The following is a 17,426-nucleotide window of genomic DNA, read 5'->3' as shown; positions in this document are numbered from 1 at the left end:
ACTTGACAAGAGGGTGCGGTGCCGGGTTCATCCGGTCCGCCAGGACGACGGGTCCCACACCCCCGAGCGGCGCAGCGACATCGGGCAGTGCAGATAGATCTCCTCGATGTCGAGCACCAGGGCCAGGTCGGGGCGGCGGCCCTCGTGCGCCATGGCGTCGAAGAACGGGGCGTCGGTGAGGACGCGAGCCCGGCCGTTGACGCGCAGGACCTCCTTGCCGCCGGGTATCAGGTAGAGCAGTCCGGCGTGCGGGTTGTCGAGGATGTTGTGGAAGCTGTCGCCGCGGCGGTTGCCCGGCCGATCGGGCAGTGCGAGCGTGCCCCCGTCGACGACGTGGGTGAATCCGGCCAGATCGCCGCGCGGGGAGACGTCGCACCGGCCCTGGGTGTCGGAGGTGGCCAGCAGGCACAGGGGTGAGCGGGCCAGGATGTCCAGATCCTGTTCGGTGAGCCGGTCGTGGACCTTGTCGATGACCACGGGCCAGGGCTCGCCCAGCAGTTCACGCAACTCGGCTCGTGAGCCCAGCTCGACCCAGCCCTCCTCGGCCCCGGTGTCCGGCCCCTTGCCGGTGGTGTCGATCGTGTGCGGCAAGGCCGGCTCCCAGGGTGCGTGCGTGCGGCGGTCGAGCGGAAGCCTAGCCGGGCAGGTAAGCCTTGCCTTACTTGAATGGCTGCTGAGGTGCGGATGCCCCCGGCTGCGGCGGGTCGGCGGCCCGTCGGTCCGCGTGACCGCCGCCGCGCCCGGGCGCCCCGCTTTGTATGCTCGGGCGGTATGCGAGGGAGTTGCCCGTGAGAGACCAGGCACACGGTTCGTGGGGCCGAGGACCATGCTGAGAGAGGTCACCGCGACCCGTTACGTCGAACCCCTGCGCTCCGGCGGGTCCGTCCCCGGGGTCGTCGAGGCGGACGACCTCGGCACCTACGTCGTGAAGTTCACCGGCTCCGCGCAGGGCCGCAAGGCACTCGTCGCCGAGGTGATCGTGGGGGAGCTGGCCCGCGCCCTCGGGCTGCGCTTCCCCGAGCTGGTCCTGGTGCATTTCGACCCGGCGATCGCGGACCACGAACCCCACCAGGAGGTACGGGAGCTGCACGCGGCCAGCGCGGGCCTCAACCTCGGCATGGACCACCTACCGGGCGCCCGTGACTTCACCCCGGACGTCGCCCGGGTCTTCCCCGTCGATCCCCTGGAGGCGGGGCGGATCGTCTGGCTCGACGCGCTGACCGTGAACGTCGACCGTACGGTGCACAGCTCCAACCTGATGGTCTGGCCCACCCTCGGCGTCGCACCCGCGCGCCTGTGGCTGATCGACCACGGCGCCGCCCTGGTCTTCCACCACCGCTGGGACGCCACCGACCCCCGCAAGGCCTACGACTTCCGGCACCACGCCCTCGGTCACTACGGCCCCGACATCCCGGCCGCCGACGCCGAGCTGGCGCCCCGCGTCACCGAGGAGCTGCTGCGCGGGATCCTCGCCGAGGTCCCGGACGCCTGGCTCGCGGACGAGCCGGGCTTCGCCGGCGCGGACGAGGTGCGCGCGGCCTACGTGACGTACCTGCACGCGCGCGTGCGGGCTTCCGCGGACTGGCTGCCCACCGGCTTCCCCACCCGGGAGGAACTCGCCGCCGAGGAGGCCCTGCGGGCGGCGAGGAACCAGCAAGGACGCCCCGCGTGGCTCAAGCAGGTGCCCGACCTGCACGGAAAGCCCGCGGCCGAGCAGGATTGGTCGGTGCACCTCGGATGACGGATGTTCAGCGGATCGGGATCGAACTGACGGAGGACGCCCCGGGCGCCTCGGCACGGGTCGAGATCGAGTACTGCACCCAGTGCCGCTGGTTGCCCCGCGCGGCCTGGCTGGCGCAGGAGCTGCTCACGACCTTCGAGGCGGAACTGACGGAACTGGCCCTCAAGCCCGGCACCGGCGGGGTGTTCACCGTCCGCGTCGGCGGCGAGGTCGTCTGGGACCGGCGCGAGCAGGGCTTCCCGGAGCCGACGGCGGTGAAGAAGGCCGTACGCGACCGAGTGGCCCCGAAGAAGTCCCTGGGCCACTCGGAACGTTAGCGTCCGGCTCGGCGGGTCAGCCCTTGAGCTGCTCGTACGCCGGGAGCGTCAGGAAGTCGGCGTAGTCCTCGTCGAGCGAGACCGTCAGCAGCAGGTCGTGCGCCTGCTGCCAGTTGCCGGCCGCGAACGCCTCGTCGCCGATCTCGGCCCGGATGTTCGCGAGTTCCTCGGCGGCGACCTTGCGGGCCAGGTCGGCGGTGACCTGCTCGCCGTTGTCGAGGACGACCTCCGCGTTGATCCACTGCCAGATCTGGGAGCGGGAGATCTCGGCGGTGGCCGCGTCCTCCATCAGATTGAAGATGGCGACGGCGCCGAGGCCGCGCAGCCACGCCTCGATGTAACGGATGCCCACCTGCACGGCGTTGACCAGGCCCGCGTACGTCGGCTTGGCGTCGAGCGAGTCGACGGCGATCAGGTCGGCCGCCTCGACGTGGACGTCCTCGCGGAGGCGGTCCTTCTGGTGGGGCTTGTCGCCGAGGACCTTGTCGAAGGACTCCATGGCGATCGGCACCAGGTCGGGGTGGGCGACCCAGGAGCCGTCGAAGCCGTCGCCGGCCTCGCGGTCCTTGTCGGCGCGGACCTTCTCGAACGCCACCTTGTTCACCTCGGCGTCCCGGCGGGACGGGATGAAGGCCGCCATGCCGCCGATGGCGTGGGCGCCGCGCTTGTGGCAGGTGCGGACGAGGAGTTCGGTGTACGCGCGCATGAACGGGGCCGTCATCGTCACCGCGTTGCGGTCCGGCAGGACGAACTCGGCGCCGCCGTCACGGAAGTTCTTGACGATGGAGAACAGGTAGTCCCAGCGGCCCGCGTTCAACCCGGAGGCGTGCTCGCGCAGCTCGTAGAGGATCTCCTCCATCTCGTACGCGGCGGTGATCGTCTCGATGAGGACCGTCGCGCGGACCGTGCCCTGCGGGATGCCGCAGTACTCCTGCGCGAAGACGAACACCTCGTTCCAGAGGCGGGCCTCCAGGTGGGACTCCGTCTTCGGGAGGTAGAAGTACGGGCCCTTGCCCAGGTCCAGCAGCCGCTGGGCGTTGTGGAAGAAGTACAGGCCGAAGTCGACGAGCGCGCCGGGCACCGGGGTGCCGTCGGCGTCGACGAGATGACGCTCGTTCAGATGCCAGCCGCGCGGGCGCATGACGACCGTGGCGAGCTCCTCGTCCGCCTTCAGCGCGTACGCCTTGCCGGACTTCGGGTCGGTGAAGTCGATGTTCCGGGTGTAGGCGTCGCTCAGGTTCAGCTGGCCGCCGACGACGTTCTCCCAGGTGGGCGCGGAGGCGTCCTCGAAGTCCGCGAGCCACACCCGGGCGCCCGAGTTGAGGGCGTTGATGGTCATCTTGCGGTCGGTGGGACCGGTGATCTCGACCCGGCGGTCGTTCAGGGCGTCCGGGGCCGGGGCGACCCGCCAGGAGTCGTCGGCGCGGATCGCGGCCGTCTCCGCGAGGAAGTCGAGGGTGGAGGTGCGGGCGATCTCGGCGCGGCGCTCGGCGCGGCGGGCGAGGAGCTCGTCACGCCGGGGCGTGAACCGCCGGTGCAGCTCGGCCACGAAGGCGAGCGCCGCTTCGGTGAGGACCTCCTCCTGCCGGGGCAGGGGTTCGGCGTCGACGATGGCCAGCGGGGACGGCGCTGGAGCGGACATGAACGGTCACTTCCTTCAGCGAGCTGTGAAGACGAGCCGGCGTGCTTGGCACCGGGTGCCAGTCTTCCCGGATACGGCGTTCGGCGCCCGGGGAGCCGTCGGGCGCTTCTGAACAGTGGATACTAGTTTCCTCATGGTGGAAGTTCAATCGTCTGTTGATGTCGAGATTCTCCGGGTCGAGGCAAGGTGGCGCTCCGTGCCACCCCGCTCACTCCAGGTGGGTCAGATCGGCTTCGGTGTCGATGTCGTAGGGCCGGGCCACGTCCCCGCACTCGACGAGGGTGATGGCCGGCCGGTGCTCCTTCAGGTAGGCGCGTGCCCCCCGGTCCCCGGTCGCAGTCGCGGCGATGCCCGCCCAGTGGGCGGCACCGAACAGCACCGGATGGCCGCGCACACCGTCGTACGCGGCGGAGACGAGCGACTCCTCGCCCCCGTACGCCGCGAGGATCCGGGCCACCGCCTCGGGTCCGATGCCGGGCTGGTCGACGAGGGACACGAGGGCGGCCCGCGCGCCCGTGCCGGTGAGCGAGTCGAGTCCGGCGCGCAGGGAACTCCCCATCCCCTGCTCCCAGCCGGGGTTGTCGACCAGGACGCAGCCCGGCAGCGAGGCCCGCGCGCGCACGTCGTCGGCCTGTGCGCCGAGGACCACGTGGACGGTCGTGCAGCCGCCCTCCCGCAGCACCCGCACCGCGTGCTCCACCAGGGGCCGTCCCCGGTGGGGGAGCAGTGCCTTGGGTCGCCCGCCGAGTCGCCGTCCGCCGCCGGCCGCGAGCAGCAGTCCCGCAACCGCTCGTGCCCCGCCCGTCGTCTCCCGTGTCGTCATGGCTCCTGCATACCGCACGCCCCGTACAGGGGTGCGACGCCGCGGGGTGCGCGCCGCACGGGCGTGCGCCTCGGGCCAGAAAGTCACTCAGCGAAACAAGTCGATGACGCAATGGACTGGCGCCCGGTGGTCCGCGTCGTTTACTGTCGCCCGCACCGACCGGCCGGGCACCCGACCGCTGCCCGGTGTGGGGGACTTCGCGTCGGAAGGGCATGCGCACGACGAGGTGCGAGGGGGAGGACTGTGTTGCGGAGCGTGGAGCAGAAGCGGCAGGGGTCTGTGACCGGCGGCGAGGAGGACCCGCGCGTGACGGAGCTGCGCTCCGCGGTGTCCCGGCTGCGCCGCCGACTGGCCGCCCATCCCGGCGAGTTCGCCGACCGGACCATCGCCGAGGAGGAACTGGCCGCGCTGGCGGCCATGGCCGCCGACGGCATCCCCGAGACCCCCTGTCTGCGCCGCTCCCTCCTGCTGATCGCGGGCGCGATCGGCTCGGTGAGCGCCCTGTCCGCGGACCTCACGGAGGTCCGGCGGGCGGTCGATCTCTTCGGGGGTCCGGTGCGGGGGCAGGGGTAGTCGCCCCGGGCCGGTCGGGCCCGGGGTGGCGCGGTGTCCTGAGGGGTGGTCGGGCCCGGGGGCGTGGCGCCCTGAGTCCGCCGTCGTTACGCCGGGCTCTGGCTGGCGAGTGCCGCTGACAGCTCCACGGCGACCTGCTGGAGCACCGGCACGATCTTGTCCGTCGCCGCCTCGGTGACCCGGCCCGCCGGGCCGGAGATGGAGATGGCCGCGGCGGTGGGGGAGTCGGGCACCGGCACCGCGAGGCAGCGGACCCCGATCTCCTGCTCGTTGTCGTCGATGGCGTAGCCCTGCCGGCGTACGTCCTCCAGGGCCGCGAGGAAGCCGTCGGCGGTCGTGATCGTCTTCTCCGTTGCGGCGGGCATGCCCGTTCGGGACAGCAGGGCCCGCACCTCCTCGGGCGGGAAACCGGCGAGCAGGGCCTTGCCCACGCCCGTGGAGTGCGGCAGCACCCGCCGGCCGACCTCCGTGAACATGCGCATCGAGTGCTTCGACGGTACCTGTGCCACGTAGACGATCTCGTCCCCGTCCAGCAGCGCCATGTTCGCCGTCTCGCCGGTCTCCTCGACGAGCCGTGCCAGGTACGGCCGTGCCCAGGTGCCCAGCAGCCGGGAGGCGGACTCGCCGAGGCGGATCAGGCGCGGGCCGAGCGCGTACCGACGGTTGGGCTGCTGACGTACGTACCCGCAGGCCACCAGCGTGCGCATCAGGCGGTGGATGGTCGGCAGGGGCAGACCGCTGCTCGCGGACAGCTCGCTCAGGCCGACCTCGCCACCCGCGTCCGCCATCCGTTCGAGCAGGTCGAAGGCGCGCTCCAGGGACTGGACGCCGCCGTTGGCGGAGGACCGGGCGGAGTCGGTGGTGCTGGCGCTGGACGTCGGCACGGCGTTCCTTTCGGGGCGGGCGGGAAGGGCAGAAGCCTACCCGGCAGCCGGTTGACTCCCCGCTTGTACGTAGCTACGTTCTGCGTGCTGGAAGTTTAATTCCGCTTTGTGGAAACGTCCAGGAGTTTCGCCGAAAGGCGCCACAGTCAAGTGTGCCCTTGACTGCACGGAAGGGGGAGTGAAGACTCCTTCAACAGAAAGTTGAATTCCGTTACGCGGAAGTAAGGGGTTCGGGTGTCCGACGCTGAACTGGTGCTGCGCTCGACGCGGGTCATCACTCCCGAAGGGACGCGCGCCGCGTCCGTCGCGGTGACCGGCGGCACGATCACCGCCGTCCTCCCGCACGACGCGCCCGTACCCGAGGGTGCCCGCCTGGAGGACCTGGGCGACCACGTCCTGCTGCCCGGCCTGGTCGACACGCACGTGCACGTCAACGACCCCGGCCGCACCGAGTGGGAGGGCTTCTGGACCGCCACCCGCGCCGCGGCCGCCGGTGGCATCACGACCCTCGTCGACATGCCCCTCAACTCCCTCCCGCCGACCACGACCGTCCCGCACCTGCGGACCAAGCAGCAGGTCGCCGCCGACAAGGCGCACATCGACGTCGGCTTCTGGGGCGGCGCCCTGCCCGACAACGTCAAGGATCTCCGCCCGCTGCACGAGGCCGGCGTCTTCGGCTTCAAGGCGTTCCTGTCGCCGTCCGGCGTGGACGAGTTCCCCCACCTGGAGCGCGACCCCCTCGCCCGCACCATGGCCGAGATCGCCGCCTTCGACGGCCTGCTCATCGTGCACGCCGAGGACCCCCACCTGCTCGCCTCCGCCCCGCAGCGGCCGGGCCCGAAGTACGCCGACTTCCTCGCCTCCCGCCCCCGGGACGCCGAGGACACCGCCATCGCCCAGCTCATCCGCGAGGCGAAGGCCCTCGGCGCCCGCGTGCACGTGCTGCACCTGTCCTCCAGCGACGCCCTGCCGTTGATCGCCGAGGCGCGGGCGGAGGGCGTCCGCATCACCGTGGAGACCTGCCCCCACTACCTGACCCTGACCGCCGAGGAAGTCCCCGACGGCGCCAGCGAGTTCAAGTGCTGCCCGCCCATCCGCGAGGCCGCCAACCAGGACCTGCTCTGGCAGGCCCTCGCCGACGGCACCATCGACTGCATCGTCACCGACCACTCCCCGTCCACGGCCGACCTGAAGACCGACGACTTCGCGACGGCCTGGGGCGGCATCTCCGGACTCCAGCTGAGCCTGGCCGCGGTGTGGACGGAGGCCCGCAGGCGCGGGCACGGCCTGGAGGACGTGGTGCGCTGGATGTCCGCGCGCACCTCCGAACTGGTCGGGCTCGACGACCGCAAGGGCGCCATCGCGGTGGGCCGTGACGCCGACTTCGCCGTCCTCGCCCCCGACGAGACCTTCACCGTCGACCCGGTGTCCCTCCAGCACCGCAACCACGTCACGGCGTACGCGGGCAGGACCCTGCACGGCGTCGTGAAGTCGACCTGGCTGCGCGGGCAGCGCATCGTCGTGGACGGTGAGTTCACCGAACCGAAGGGGCGGCTCCTCACCCGGACCCACTGAATCCCATTCCGGACCTCGAAAGGCAGATCTGATCACCGTGACGGCGATTCCCAGCTTCACCGGCGACGCGAACCCCTACGGAGGCGGCGACCCGTACGCGGACTACCGCACCGCCGACTTCCCCTTCACTCAGTACGCCGACCTCGCCGACCGGCGTCTCGGAGCCGGAGTCATCGCCGCCAACGACGAGTTCTTCGCCCAGCGCGAGAACCTGCTGGTGCCCGAGCCCGCCGAGTTCGACCCCGAGCACTTCGGCCACAAAGGCAAGATCATGGACGGCTGGGAGACCCGCCGCCGCCGGGGCGCCTGCGCCGACCACCCCTGGCCGACCGCCGAGGACCACGACTGGGCGCTGGTCCGCCTCGGCGCCCCCGGCGTGATCCGCGGGATCGTCGTCGACACCGCCCACTTCCGCGGCAACTACCCACAGGCCGTGTCCGTCGAGGGCACCCGCCTCCCCGGCTCACCGTCGCCGGAGGAGCTCCTCGGGGACGACGTGAAGTGGACGACCCTCGTCCCGCGCACCGCGATCGGCGGCCACGCGGCGAACGGTTTCGCCGTCGCCGCCGAGCAGTGCTTCACGCACCTCAGGGTCAACCAGCACCCCGACGGCGGCATCGCCCGCCTGCGCGTCCACGGCGAGGTCGTCCCCGACCCCGCGTGGCTGGAGGCGCTGGGCACCTTCGACGTCGTCGCCCTGGAGAACGGGGGCCGGGCCGAGGACGCCTCCGACCTCTTCTACTCGCCCGCCTCCAACACCATCCAGCCGGGCCGCTCCCGCAAGATGGACGACGGCTGGGAGACCCGCCGCCGCCGCGACCGGGGCCACGACTGGATCCGCTACCGGCTGGCCGCCCAGGCCCAGGTCCGCGCCCTGGAGATCGACACCGCCTACCTCAAGGGCAACAGCGCCGGCTGGGCCTCGGTCTCGGTCAAGGACGGCGAGGACGGCGACTGGCAGGAGATCCTGCCCCGCACCCGCCTCCAGCCCGACACCAACCACCGCTTCGTCCTCCCGGCCCCGGCCGTCGGCACGCACGCACGCGTGGACATCTTCCCGGACGGTGGCATCTCCCGGCTCCGCCTGTTCGGCTCACTGACCCCGGAGGGCACGAGCAGGCTGGCGGCACGCCACCAGGAGCTCGGCGGCTGAACCGGCCCACGGGGCGCACCGGCCGGACAGCACCGGTGCGCCCCACGTACGTCACGGCACACGTGCCCTCACGGGGGAACGCTCTTCACGGCGCCCGTGCCTCACCGGGAGCACGCCGTGAGAAACACGTACGTCCACGCCTGCCTCACGCCGCGTGGCCTCCGTCCACCGAGAACTCCGCCCCGGTCACGTACGTCGCCCCCGCCAGGTGGGCGACCGTCGACGCCACCTCCTCCGCGGTCCCGAACCGGCCCAGCGCCGTCATCGCCGCCTGCCCGGACGCGTACGGCCCTCCGCCGGGTTCATGTCGGTGTCGATCGGGCCGGGAAGGACCAGGTTCGCCGTGATCCCGCGCCCGCCCAGCTCCCGGGCCAGTGCCTTGGTCAGGCCCGCCAGGGCCGCCTTGCTCGTCGCGTAGAGGGTCCCGCCCGGCCCCGGCACCCGCTGGGCCATGCAACTGCCGATCGTGATGATCCGCCCGCCCTCGGGCAGCCGCGCCGCGGCCGCCTGGGAGGCCAGGAAGACACCCCGTACGTTGATGCCGAGGACCCGGTCCACGTCCGCGAGCGACAGGGTGTCCAGCGGACCGAGCACCCCCACGCCGGCGTTGTTGACCAGGATGTCGAGCCCGCCCAGCGCCTCCGCCGCCGCGTCCACCACCCCGGCCGCCTCCGTGGCGTCGCCCGTGTCCGCGCGCAGCGCCACCGCCCGGCGCCCCAGCGCCTCCACGGCCCGTACGACGTCCTCCGCCGCCTCCTTGCCGTTCACATAGCTGACGGCCACGTCCGCGCCCTCCCGGGCCAGCCGTACCGCCGTCGCCGCTCCGATGCCACGGCTCCCGCCGGTCACGAGAGCCACCTTGCCGTCCAGAGTTCCCTGAGAAGTCATGGGTCCATCCCAGCGGCCGCACGGCACCGGCGCTGGCGGCGAACGGACGTCGACGTCTTCACCGCGCACACCCGGTTCGGAGCACATTCGGAACCTTTCCCTCCGCTTCTTGCGTTCTCCGGTCGTGACCCTTCAGCAAGAGATCGTCGGCAACGCCATGCAGATGGCGGTCGTGAGCCTGCAGCCCGGTCAGACGGTGTACTGCGAGGCCGGAAAGTTCCTGTTCAAGACCACGAACGTGACCATGGAGACCCGCCTGGGCGGCCCGTCGAGCGGTGGCGGGCAGCAGTCGCAGCCCGGCGGCAGCGGCTCGGGCGGCATGGGCGGGCTGCTGCGCCAGGCCATGGGCACGGCCATGCAGGCCGGCCAGCGCGCCCTCGCGGGGGAGTCGCTGGCGTTCCAGTACTTCACCACCCAGGGCGGCGAGGGCACCGTCGGCTTCGCGGGCGTGCTCCCCGGGGAGATGCGCGCGCTGGAACTGGACGGCACGCGCGCGTGGTTCGCCGAGAAGGACGCCTTCGTGGCCGCCGAGTCCACCGTCGACTTCGGCATCGCCTTCCAGGGCGGCCGCACCGGCCGGAGCGGCGGCGAGGGCTTCGTCCTCGAGAAGTTCACCGGACGCGGGACGGTGATCATCGCCGGAGCCGGCAACTTCATCGACCTGAACCCGGCCGACTTCGGCGGCCGCGTCGAGGTCGACACGGGGTGCGTCGTGGCCTTCGAGGAGGGCATCCGGTACGGCGTCCAACGCGTCGGCGGCCTCAACCGCCAGGGTGTGATGAACGCCGTCTTCGGCGGTGAGGGCCTGTCCCTGGCCACCCTGGAGGGCGACGGCCGCGTGATCCTGCAGTCCCTCACCATCGAGAGCCTCGCCAACGCCCTGAAGAAGGCCCAGGGTGGCGACAAGCAGGGCCCGACGGGCGGGCTGTTCTCCACCAACGCCCAGTGAGGCGGCGTACGGACCAGCGGTGACCTGGCGGGTGCCGACGGGGTCTTCCGGCCTGCCGGACGGCGCGTGAGGGCGCCGCGCCGCCGGTGAACTTCCCGCGAACTCCGGGGGCTTCACAGGAAATTCTCCATGCTTGTCATTGACATGCCAGCGTCTACGCGCGTCATCATGAACGTCATGAATTTCCCCCCACGCGCCACGCGGCTCGGCGCAGCAGCCGCCCTTCTGTCCGCTCTCCTCGTCGGCGGAACCGTCTCCGCCACCACGGCCGACGCGGCCCCCACCGCCGTCGGCGACATCTGCTACAGCGCCCTGCCGTCCCAGGCCCACGACACGCTCGACCTGATCGAGCAGGGCGGCCCCTACCCGTTCGACCAGGACGGCACCGTCTTCCAGAACCGGGAAGGCGTCCTGCCGAGCAAGTCCTCCGGCTACTACCACGAGTACACGGTCATCACCCCGGGCTCCTCGACCCGCGGTGCGCGGCGCATCGTCACCGGTGAGCAGAACCAGGAGGACTACTACACGGCCGACCACTACGAGTCGTTCGACCTGGTCGACTACGGCTGCTGAGCCCTGAGGGACCGCGGGCCGGACGTCCGTCGGCAGCTCAGACGGACTTCCGGCTCCCGGCCGCCCCGAACAGGGCAACGCCCAGCACGAGCAGTGCGACGCTCGCGTAGATCTCGTAGCCGTCGAGGAACCCCAGGCGCTGGACCAGGCCCCAGTTCCAGTCGGTGAACTCGTGCACCAGGCCCGCCACGCCCTGGACCAGGGCGAGGAAGCCGAGAATCTCCAGTACCTGCTTCATACCGCCAGCCTCGTCCCGCGGACCCCCCACGCACATCGGCCGCGGGACGAGCCCAGCAGGACGGAAGTCCCCGCCCCGGCGCCGCGACCGTGCCGAAAGTCTGCGGTGCGCCGACTTTGGTCGACGATCCCGCCCGAGGGCGGGTGGGACGGACATCGGCTGCGTAGATTTGTCGCTCGTGAGTGGTGACGACGTGGGGCACGCCTCCCCGGTACCGGCGGGAGGGACGCCCGCGCTGATCACCGGGCGCAGATGGTTCTTCCCATCGGCCCTCCTGCACGAACTCGATCCCGACGCCGCACGGGCCGGCAGGCGGCCCCGGCGCACCGCCCGCGACTGGATCGTCGACTTCTCCTGCTTCCTGCTGGCCGTGCTGGTGGGCGCGACCGCCATGGAGGCGCTCGCCGACAACCCCCACGTGCCGCCCGGGCTCGCCGCCGTCGACCAGGTGATCGGCGCGCTGGCCTGCGCGGCGGTCTGGCTGCGGCGCCGCTGGCCGCTGGGGCTGGCCGTGGCCATGACGCCCCTGACCCTCGTCTCGGACACCTCGGGCGGCGCGGGCCTGATCGCCCTGTTCACCCTCGCGGTGCACCGCCCCTTCCGGTACGTGGCCTGGGTGGGCGGCATCAACGTGGCGTTGGTGCCGCTCTACTACTGGGTGCGGCCCGACGCGGACCTCCCCTATCTGGTGAGCGTTGCCTTCGTGGTGGTGCTCACCGTGGCGATCGTCGGCTGGGGCATGTTCGTACGGGCCAAACGGCAGCTGATGGTGAGCCTCAGGGACCGCGCCCGGCGCGCCGAGACGGAGGCGCGGCTGCGGGCCGATCAGGCGCAGCGGCTCGCCCGCGAGGCCATCGCCCGGGAGATGCACGACGTGCTCGCCCACCGGCTGACGCTGCTGAGCGTGCACGCGGGCGCTCTGGAATTCCGGCCCGACGCGCCTCCCGCGCAGACGGCGCGGGCGGCGGGCGTGATCCGGGAGAGCGCGCACGAGGCGCTCCAGGACCTGCGGGAGATCATCGGCGTGCTGCGCGCGGGCGAGCCCGACGACACGGGCCGGCCGCAGCCGACCCTGGCGGCGCTGGACACGCTGGTCGCCGAGTCCCGCGAGGCCGGCATGAAGGTCGCCCTGGAGCAGCGCGTCGAGGACTCCGCCACCGTGCCGGCCTCCGTCGGGCGCACCGCCTACCGGATCGCCCAGGAGGGCCTGACCAACGCGCGCAAGCACGCCCCCGGCACGGAGGTCACGGTGACCGTCACCGGCACGCCGGGCACGGGCCTCACCGTCCGCGTGCACAACCCGCCGCCCGTGGGCGAGGTGCCGCACGTCCCCGGCTCCGGGCAGGGCCTGATCGGCCTCACGGAACGGGCGACCCTCGCGGGCGGCCGGCTGGAGCACGCGCGCACGCCCGGCGGCGGCTTCGAGGTGCGCGCGTGGCTGCCGTGGCAATGAGCACCCCTCGCCCTGGCCTCCGGCCGTCAACCTCACGCGCGGCGCCGGGCGTTGGCCCCGCCCGTCCGGTCCCGAAGCCCGGCCCGCCGTGATTACGTAAGGCCCATGACTGCGATCAGACTGCTCCTCGTCGACGACGATCCGCTGGTGCGGGCCGGGCTGTCCCTCATGATGGGCGGCGCCGACGACCTCGAGATCGTCGGTGAGGCCGCCGACGGCGCCGAGGCGGAGGCCCTCGTCGACCGCACCCGCCCGGACGTCGTGCTCATGGACATCCGGATGCCGACGGTGGACGGTCTCACGGCCACGGAGCGGCTGCGCGCCCGCGAGGACGCCCCGCAGGTGGTGGTGCTCACCACCTTCCACGCCGACGAGCAGGTCCTGCGGGCGCTGCGCGTGGGCGCCGCCGGATTCGTCCTCAAGGACACCCCGCCGGCCGAGATCATCGCGGCGGTGCGCCGTGTCGCGGCCGGCGACCCGGTCCTGTCGCCCGCGGTCACCCGCCAGTTGATGCGGCACGCCGTCGGCACCGGCCCCGACACGCGCCGCACCCGTGCCCGGGAACGCATCGCCGTCCTGAACGACCGCGAGCGCGAGGTCGCCGTCGCGGTCGGCCGGGGCCTGGCCAACGCCGAGATCGCCACCGGCCTCTTCATGAGCGTCGCCACCGTGAAGACGCACGTCTCGCGCATCCTGGCCAAGCTCGACCTCAACAACCGCGTGCAGATCGCGCTGCTCGCCTACGACGCGGGGCTCTTGGAGGAGGAGCAGGAAGAGCACTGACCGGCCGGGTACGCCGTCAGGCGAACGGGGGCGGGGAACCGCCGGCGATCTCCGCGAGGTGCACCGGCCTGCGCTCCCGCCGCGACAGTTCGCACGCCTCGGCGATCCGCAGTGCCTGCAGCGCCTCGCGCCCGTCGCAGGGGTTGGCCCGCTCGCCCCGGACGACCTCGACGAACGCGTTCAGCTCCGCCTCGTAGGCAGGTCCGAACCGCTCCAGGAAACCCGGCCACGGCTTGTCCGCGGCCGGTGGCCCGGTCGGCTCGGTGGACGCGATCGGCGTACGGTCGTCCAGGCCGACCACGATCTGGTCGCGTTCCCCGGCGAGCTCCATGCGCACGTCGTAGCCGGCCCCGTTCATCCGGGTCGCGGTGAGCGTGGCGAGGGTCCCGTCGTCGAGGGTGAGGAGCGCGGCGGCGGTGTCGACGTCGCCCGCCTCGCGGAACATCCGCGGCCCGGCGTCGGACCCGGCCGCGTAGACGTCCGTGACCTCCCGGTCGGTCACCCAGCGCAGCACGTCGAAGTCGTGGATCAGCGTGTCCCGGTACAGGCCGCCGGACAACGGCAGCCACGCGGCGTCCGGCGGCGCCTGGTCGCTGGTCAACGCTCGCACCGTGTGCAGCCGCCCCAGCCGGCCGGACCGCACGGCCTCGCGCGCACCCGTGTAGCCCGCGTCGAAGCGGCGCTGGAAGCCCATCTGGAGAACAGTCCCGGCCGCCTCGACCTCGGCGATCGCGGTCAGGGACCCCGGCAGATCCAGCGCGATGGGCTTCTCGCAGAACACCGGCAGACCCGAGCGTGCTGCCCGACCGATCAGTTCGGCGTGGGCCGACGTCGCCGTCGTGATCACCACGGCGTCGACGCCCCAGCGGAAGATCTCCTCCACGCCGGGCGCCGCCGTCTCGCCCAGCCGGTGCGCCAGTCCCTGGGCCCGGGCGGCGTCCGCGTCCGTGAGGATCAGGGAGCCGACCTCGCGATGCCGGCTGAGCGTGTTCGCGTGGAGGGTGCCGATGCGGCCCGTACCGATGACGCCGATGCGCATGAAAACAAAGTGCGTGCACAGCTCGCCGCTGTCAATCTGTATGTCCGGACAATCTGACTACACGACTTCCCGTCAACAACGCACGGAGCTACGCTCGGCCCGTGCCGAAACCAGAAGTGGACCCGACCGTGCAGCTCGAGCTGAGTGTGGACCGCAGCTCTCCCGTGCCGTTGTACTTCCAGCTGTCCCAGCAGCTGGAGGCCGCGATCGAGCACGGCACGCTGACCCCCGGCAGCCTGCTGGGCAACGAGATCGAGCTCGCCGCCCGGCTCGGCCTGTCCCGGCCGACCGTCCGTCAGGCGATCCAGTCGCTCGTCGACAAGGGCCTCCTCGTACGCCGCCGGGGCGTGGGCACCCAGGTCGTGCACAGCCAGGTCAAACGCCCGCTCGAGCTCAGCAGCCTCTACGACGACCTGGAGGCGGCGGGCCAGCGCCCGGCCACCCGCGTGCTCGTCAACAGGCTCGTCCCCGCCTCCGCCGAGGTCGCCGCCGCACTCGGCGTCGCCGAGGACAGCGACGTCCACCGCGTCGAACGCCTCCGCCTCGCCCACGGCGAGCCCATGGCCTACCTCTGCAACTTCCTGCCGCCCGGCCTCATCGACCTCGACACGGACCAGCTGGAGACCACCGGCCTCTACCGCATGATGCGGTCGGCGGGCATCACCCTGCACAGCGCCCGTCAGTCGATCGGCGCCCGGGCGGCGACGAAGGAGGAGGCGGAGCGGCTGGCGGAGGAGGCGGGCGCGCCGCTGCTGACCATGCAGCGGGTGACGTTCGACGACACCGGTCGAGCAGTGGAATTCGGCACACACACGTACCGTCCGACGCGCTACTCCTTCGAGTTCCAGCTGCTCGTACGGACGTGATGGTCATGCTGATGAGGGGCACGGGGCTGGGCTGATCAGCGGCTCCGCCGCGGGGGCGCGACAAGCCCCCACCGGGCCGCACTCGGCAATGATCCGCACCCCCCTCTGCTCCGCACCCTGCCCCCTGGTGAGGCAGAATCGGCGGCGATGAGCACCTACCGCGACTTCACCGCCCCCATCGGCTCCCGCCGTGCCACCGTGCTCCGCACCGTCGGCACCCGGGAGCGCCGCTCGCACCTGACGGCCCCCCGCGTGCCCACGGTCGGCATCGACATCGGCGGTACGAAGGTGATGGCGGGTGTCGTCGACGCCGACGGCAACATCCTGGAGATGCTCCGCACGGAGACCCCGGACAAGTCCAAGAGCCCCAAGGTCGTCGAGGACACCATCGCCGAGCTGGTCCTTGACCTCTCCGACCGGCACGACGTGCACGCCGTCGGCATCGGCGCGGCCGGCTGGGTGGACGCCGACCGCAACCGCGTGCTGTTCGCCCCCCACCTGTCCTGGCGCAACGAACCGCTCCGCGACCGCCTCTCGGGCCGGCTGTCCGTCCCGGTCCTGGTGGACAACGACGCCAACACCGCCGCCTGGGCCGAGTGGCGCTTCGGCGCCGGGCGCGGCGAGGACCACCTCGTCATGATCACCCTCGGCACCGGCATCGGCGGCGCGATCCTGGAGGACGGCCAGGTCAAGCGCGGCAAGTACGGCGTCGCCGGAGAGTTCGGCCACATGCAGGTCGTACCCGGCGGACACCGCTGCCCGTGCGGCAACCGCGGCTGCTGGGAGCAGTACAGCTCCGGAAACGCCCTGGTGCGCGAGGCCCGCGAGCTGGCCGCCGCCGACTCGCCGGTCGCGTACGGGATCATCGAGCACGTCAAGGGCAGCATCGGCGACATCACCGGCCCGATGATCACCGAGCTGGCCCGCGACGGCGACGCCATGTGCATCGAACTGCTCCAGGACATCGGCCAGTGGCTCGGCGTCGGCATCGCCAACCTCGCCGCCGCCCTCGACCCCTCCTGCTTCGTGATCGGCGGCGGTGTCTCGGCCGCCGACGACCTGCTGATCGGCCCCGCCCGGGACGCCTTCAAGCGGCATCTCACCGGCCGCGGCTACCGCCCCGAGGCCCGCATCGTCCGGGCCCAGCTCGGCCCGGAGGCCGGCATGGTCGGCGCCGCCGACCTCGCCCGGCTGGTCGCCCGCCGCTTCCGCCGCGCCAAGCGCCGCCGCGTGGAGCGGTACGAGCGCTACGAGCGGTACACGCAGTCGCTGCGCAGTACCCAGGAGACGTTGTGACCGCTTCCCTGCCCCACCAGGGTTCCTGGCCCGACGAGCCGGACCGTCCGGCCGAGGACCGCCGTCACATGATCCGCCGCAGGGCCCTCACCCTGCTGATCATCGTGCTGCTCATCGGCGTCCCGGCCGGCTACCTCGTGATCTCCGCGAACCAGAGCCGCGACAGCGGCAAGGACAAGGAGGCGAAGTACTCGGCGACCGGCCTGACCGAGGGCTGGCCCTCCAAGCTCCAGCGCCGGATCTACCAGGTGCCCGTCCCGCACCCGGCCTGGCACGTGGCGTACTACGAGACCAACAACTGGAAGACCAGCCGCCTCTACACCCAGTTCGAGACCAACGCTGCCGGTCTGGACGCCTACCTGACGGGTCTGGGCGTGACCCGCAAGGACCTGAAGCAGGGCCACATCACCATCGGCGCCCGCGACCGGAAGATCACCGGCTGGAAGTTCGCCACGACCGACTCCTGGTACGGCTTCGTCCACCGGCAGAAGAACCCCGCACCCACCCACGACGTGGTCGTGGACCTGTCCAACCCGGCGTACCCCTGGGTGTACGTCGTGGGCCGGACGGTGCCCTAGGGGGCGTGACGCCGCGGAGATCCGTCAGCAGCCCCCTGGCCCGCCGCCGGGGCCG

At 72.1% G+C, this 17,426-nt stretch carries 18 protein-coding genes and 1 pseudogene; 12 read left to right on the top strand and 7 right to left on the bottom strand.

The features are described from left to right. Positions 1-27: 27 nt before the first annotated feature. Entirely contained in the window at positions 28-591 is a 564-nt protein-coding gene (locus tag BJ965_RS06950; protein WP_184907860.1) for an MSMEG_1061 family FMN-dependent PPOX-type flavoprotein, read from the bottom strand. A 235-nt stretch (positions 592-826) separates the two neighbouring features. Here BJ965_RS06950 and BJ965_RS06945 point away from each other — a divergent pair, with 235 nt between their 5' ends. Both BJ965_RS06945 and BJ965_RS06940 read left to right on the top strand, forming a co-directional pair. After that, positions 827-1,741 carry a HipA family kinase gene (locus BJ965_RS06945; RefSeq protein ID WP_184907859.1) on the top strand — a complete coding sequence of 305 codons (915 nt, stop codon included), beginning with the start codon at positions 827-829 and terminating at the stop codon, positions 1,739-1,741. Beyond that, positions 1,738-2,058, top strand: coding sequence for a SelT/SelW/SelH family protein (locus BJ965_RS06940; RefSeq protein WP_184907858.1), 321 nt, complete (start codon positions 1,738-1,740; stop codon positions 2,056-2,058). The genes BJ965_RS06945 and BJ965_RS06940 overlap by 4 nt, the downstream gene beginning before the upstream one ends. 16 nt (positions 2,059-2,074) lie before the next feature. On the opposite strand, the gene aceB is transcribed toward BJ965_RS06940, so the two are convergent. Both aceB and BJ965_RS06930 read right to left on the bottom strand, forming a co-directional pair. Continuing rightward, positions 2,075-3,700 carry a malate synthase A gene (aceB, locus tag BJ965_RS06935; protein WP_184907857.1) on the bottom strand — a complete coding sequence of 542 codons (1,626 nt, stop codon included), beginning with the start codon at positions 3,698-3,700 and terminating at the stop codon, positions 2,075-2,077. 208 nt (positions 3,701-3,908) lie between these two features. Continuing rightward, positions 3,909-4,523, bottom strand: a complete 615-nt coding sequence (locus tag BJ965_RS06930) for a nucleotidyltransferase family protein (protein ID WP_184907856.1) — start codon at positions 4,521-4,523, stop codon at positions 3,909-3,911. Positions 4,524-4,766: 243 nt separating this feature from the next. On the opposite strand from BJ965_RS06930, the gene BJ965_RS06925 reads away from it, so the two are divergent. After that, positions 4,767-5,096, top strand: coding sequence for a DUF5955 family protein (locus BJ965_RS06925; protein ID WP_184907855.1), 330 nt, complete (start codon positions 4,767-4,769; stop codon positions 5,094-5,096). Positions 5,097-5,182: 86 nt separating this feature from the next. Here the strand turns inward: BJ965_RS06925 and BJ965_RS06920 are convergent, their stop codons facing one another. Continuing rightward, the gene (locus BJ965_RS06920) at positions 5,183-5,980 is read right to left on the bottom strand and encodes an IclR family transcriptional regulator (RefSeq protein ID WP_030839524.1); all 798 of its coding nucleotides are present in this window, start codon (positions 5,978-5,980) and stop codon (positions 5,183-5,185) included. Positions 5,981-6,214: 234 nt separating this feature from the next. On the opposite strand from BJ965_RS06920, the gene allB reads away from it, so the two are divergent. Further along, positions 6,215-7,555, top strand: a complete 1,341-nt coding sequence (allB, locus tag BJ965_RS06915; protein WP_184907854.1) for an allantoinase AllB — start codon at positions 6,215-6,217, stop codon at positions 7,553-7,555. A gap of 37 nt (positions 7,556-7,592) precedes the next feature. Further along, positions 7,593-8,708, top strand: a complete 1,116-nt coding sequence (alc, locus tag BJ965_RS06910; protein ID WP_184907853.1) for an allantoicase — start codon at positions 7,593-7,595, stop codon at positions 8,706-8,708. Between the two features lie 145 nt (positions 8,709-8,853). Here alc and BJ965_RS06905 read toward each other — a convergent pair. Further along, positions 8,854-9,596: pseudogene (locus tag BJ965_RS06905) on the bottom strand (SDR family oxidoreductase). A gap of 124 nt (positions 9,597-9,720) precedes the next feature. Between BJ965_RS06905 and BJ965_RS06900 the strand changes: the two are divergent. Then, positions 9,721-10,545, top strand: coding sequence for an AIM24 family protein (locus BJ965_RS06900; protein ID WP_184907852.1), 825 nt, complete (start codon positions 9,721-9,723; stop codon positions 10,543-10,545). Positions 10,546-10,722: 177 nt separating this feature from the next. After that, a complete protein-coding gene (locus tag BJ965_RS06895; protein ID WP_184907851.1) occupies positions 10,723-11,118 on the top strand; it encodes a ribonuclease domain-containing protein in 396 nt (131 codons plus the stop codon). Positions 11,119-11,155: 37 nt separating this feature from the next. Here the strand turns inward: BJ965_RS06895 and BJ965_RS06890 are convergent, their stop codons facing one another. Continuing rightward, entirely contained in the window at positions 11,156-11,356 is a 201-nt protein-coding gene (locus BJ965_RS06890) for a hypothetical protein (protein WP_184907850.1), read from the bottom strand. Between the two features lie 178 nt (positions 11,357-11,534). Here BJ965_RS06890 and BJ965_RS06885 point away from each other — a divergent pair, with 178 nt between their 5' ends. Together BJ965_RS06885 and BJ965_RS06880 are read left to right on the top strand one after the other, a co-directional pair. Further along, entirely contained in the window at positions 11,535-12,809 is a 1,275-nt protein-coding gene (locus tag BJ965_RS06885) for a sensor histidine kinase (RefSeq protein WP_376777903.1), read from the top strand. Positions 12,810-12,914: 105 nt separating this feature from the next. After that, positions 12,915-13,592 carry a response regulator gene (locus BJ965_RS06880; protein ID WP_184907849.1) on the top strand — a complete coding sequence of 226 codons (678 nt, stop codon included), beginning with the start codon at positions 12,915-12,917 and terminating at the stop codon, positions 13,590-13,592. 16 nt (positions 13,593-13,608) lie between these two features. Here BJ965_RS06880 and BJ965_RS06875 read toward each other — a convergent pair whose 3' ends face one another. Further along, positions 13,609-14,631 (bottom strand): Gfo/Idh/MocA family protein, encoded by a 1,023-nt coding sequence (locus BJ965_RS06875; RefSeq protein ID WP_184907848.1) that lies wholly within the window; start codon positions 14,629-14,631, stop codon positions 13,609-13,611. A 128-nt stretch (positions 14,632-14,759) separates the two neighbouring features. Here BJ965_RS06875 and BJ965_RS06870 point away from each other — a divergent pair, with 128 nt between their 5' ends. The 3 genes from BJ965_RS06870 (at position 14,760) to BJ965_RS06860 (ending at position 17,371) form a co-directional block, all read left to right on the top strand. Beyond that, positions 14,760-15,497 carry a GntR family transcriptional regulator gene (locus BJ965_RS06870; RefSeq protein ID WP_184916874.1) on the top strand — a complete coding sequence of 246 codons (738 nt, stop codon included), beginning with the start codon at positions 14,760-14,762 and terminating at the stop codon, positions 15,495-15,497. Between the two features lie 147 nt (positions 15,498-15,644). After that, complete coding sequence (locus BJ965_RS06865) at positions 15,645-16,793, top strand: ROK family glucokinase (RefSeq protein WP_030839551.1); 1,149 nt, start codon at positions 15,645-15,647, stop codon at positions 16,791-16,793. Continuing rightward, positions 16,790-17,371: a hypothetical protein gene (locus tag BJ965_RS06860; protein WP_030839554.1), complete on the top strand. Its 582-nt coding sequence runs from the start codon at positions 16,790-16,792 to the stop codon at positions 17,369-17,371. The genes BJ965_RS06865 and BJ965_RS06860 overlap by 4 nt, the downstream gene beginning before the upstream one ends. The last annotated feature ends 55 nt before the right edge of the window (positions 17,372-17,426 follow it).

Source organism: Streptomyces luteogriseus, assembly GCF_014205055.1.
GTDB lineage: Bacteria > Actinomycetota > Actinomycetes > Streptomycetales > Streptomycetaceae > Streptomyces > Streptomyces luteogriseus.
Note: the sequence above shows the minus strand (reverse complement) of the source record. Positions and strands in the feature narration are given on the sequence as shown.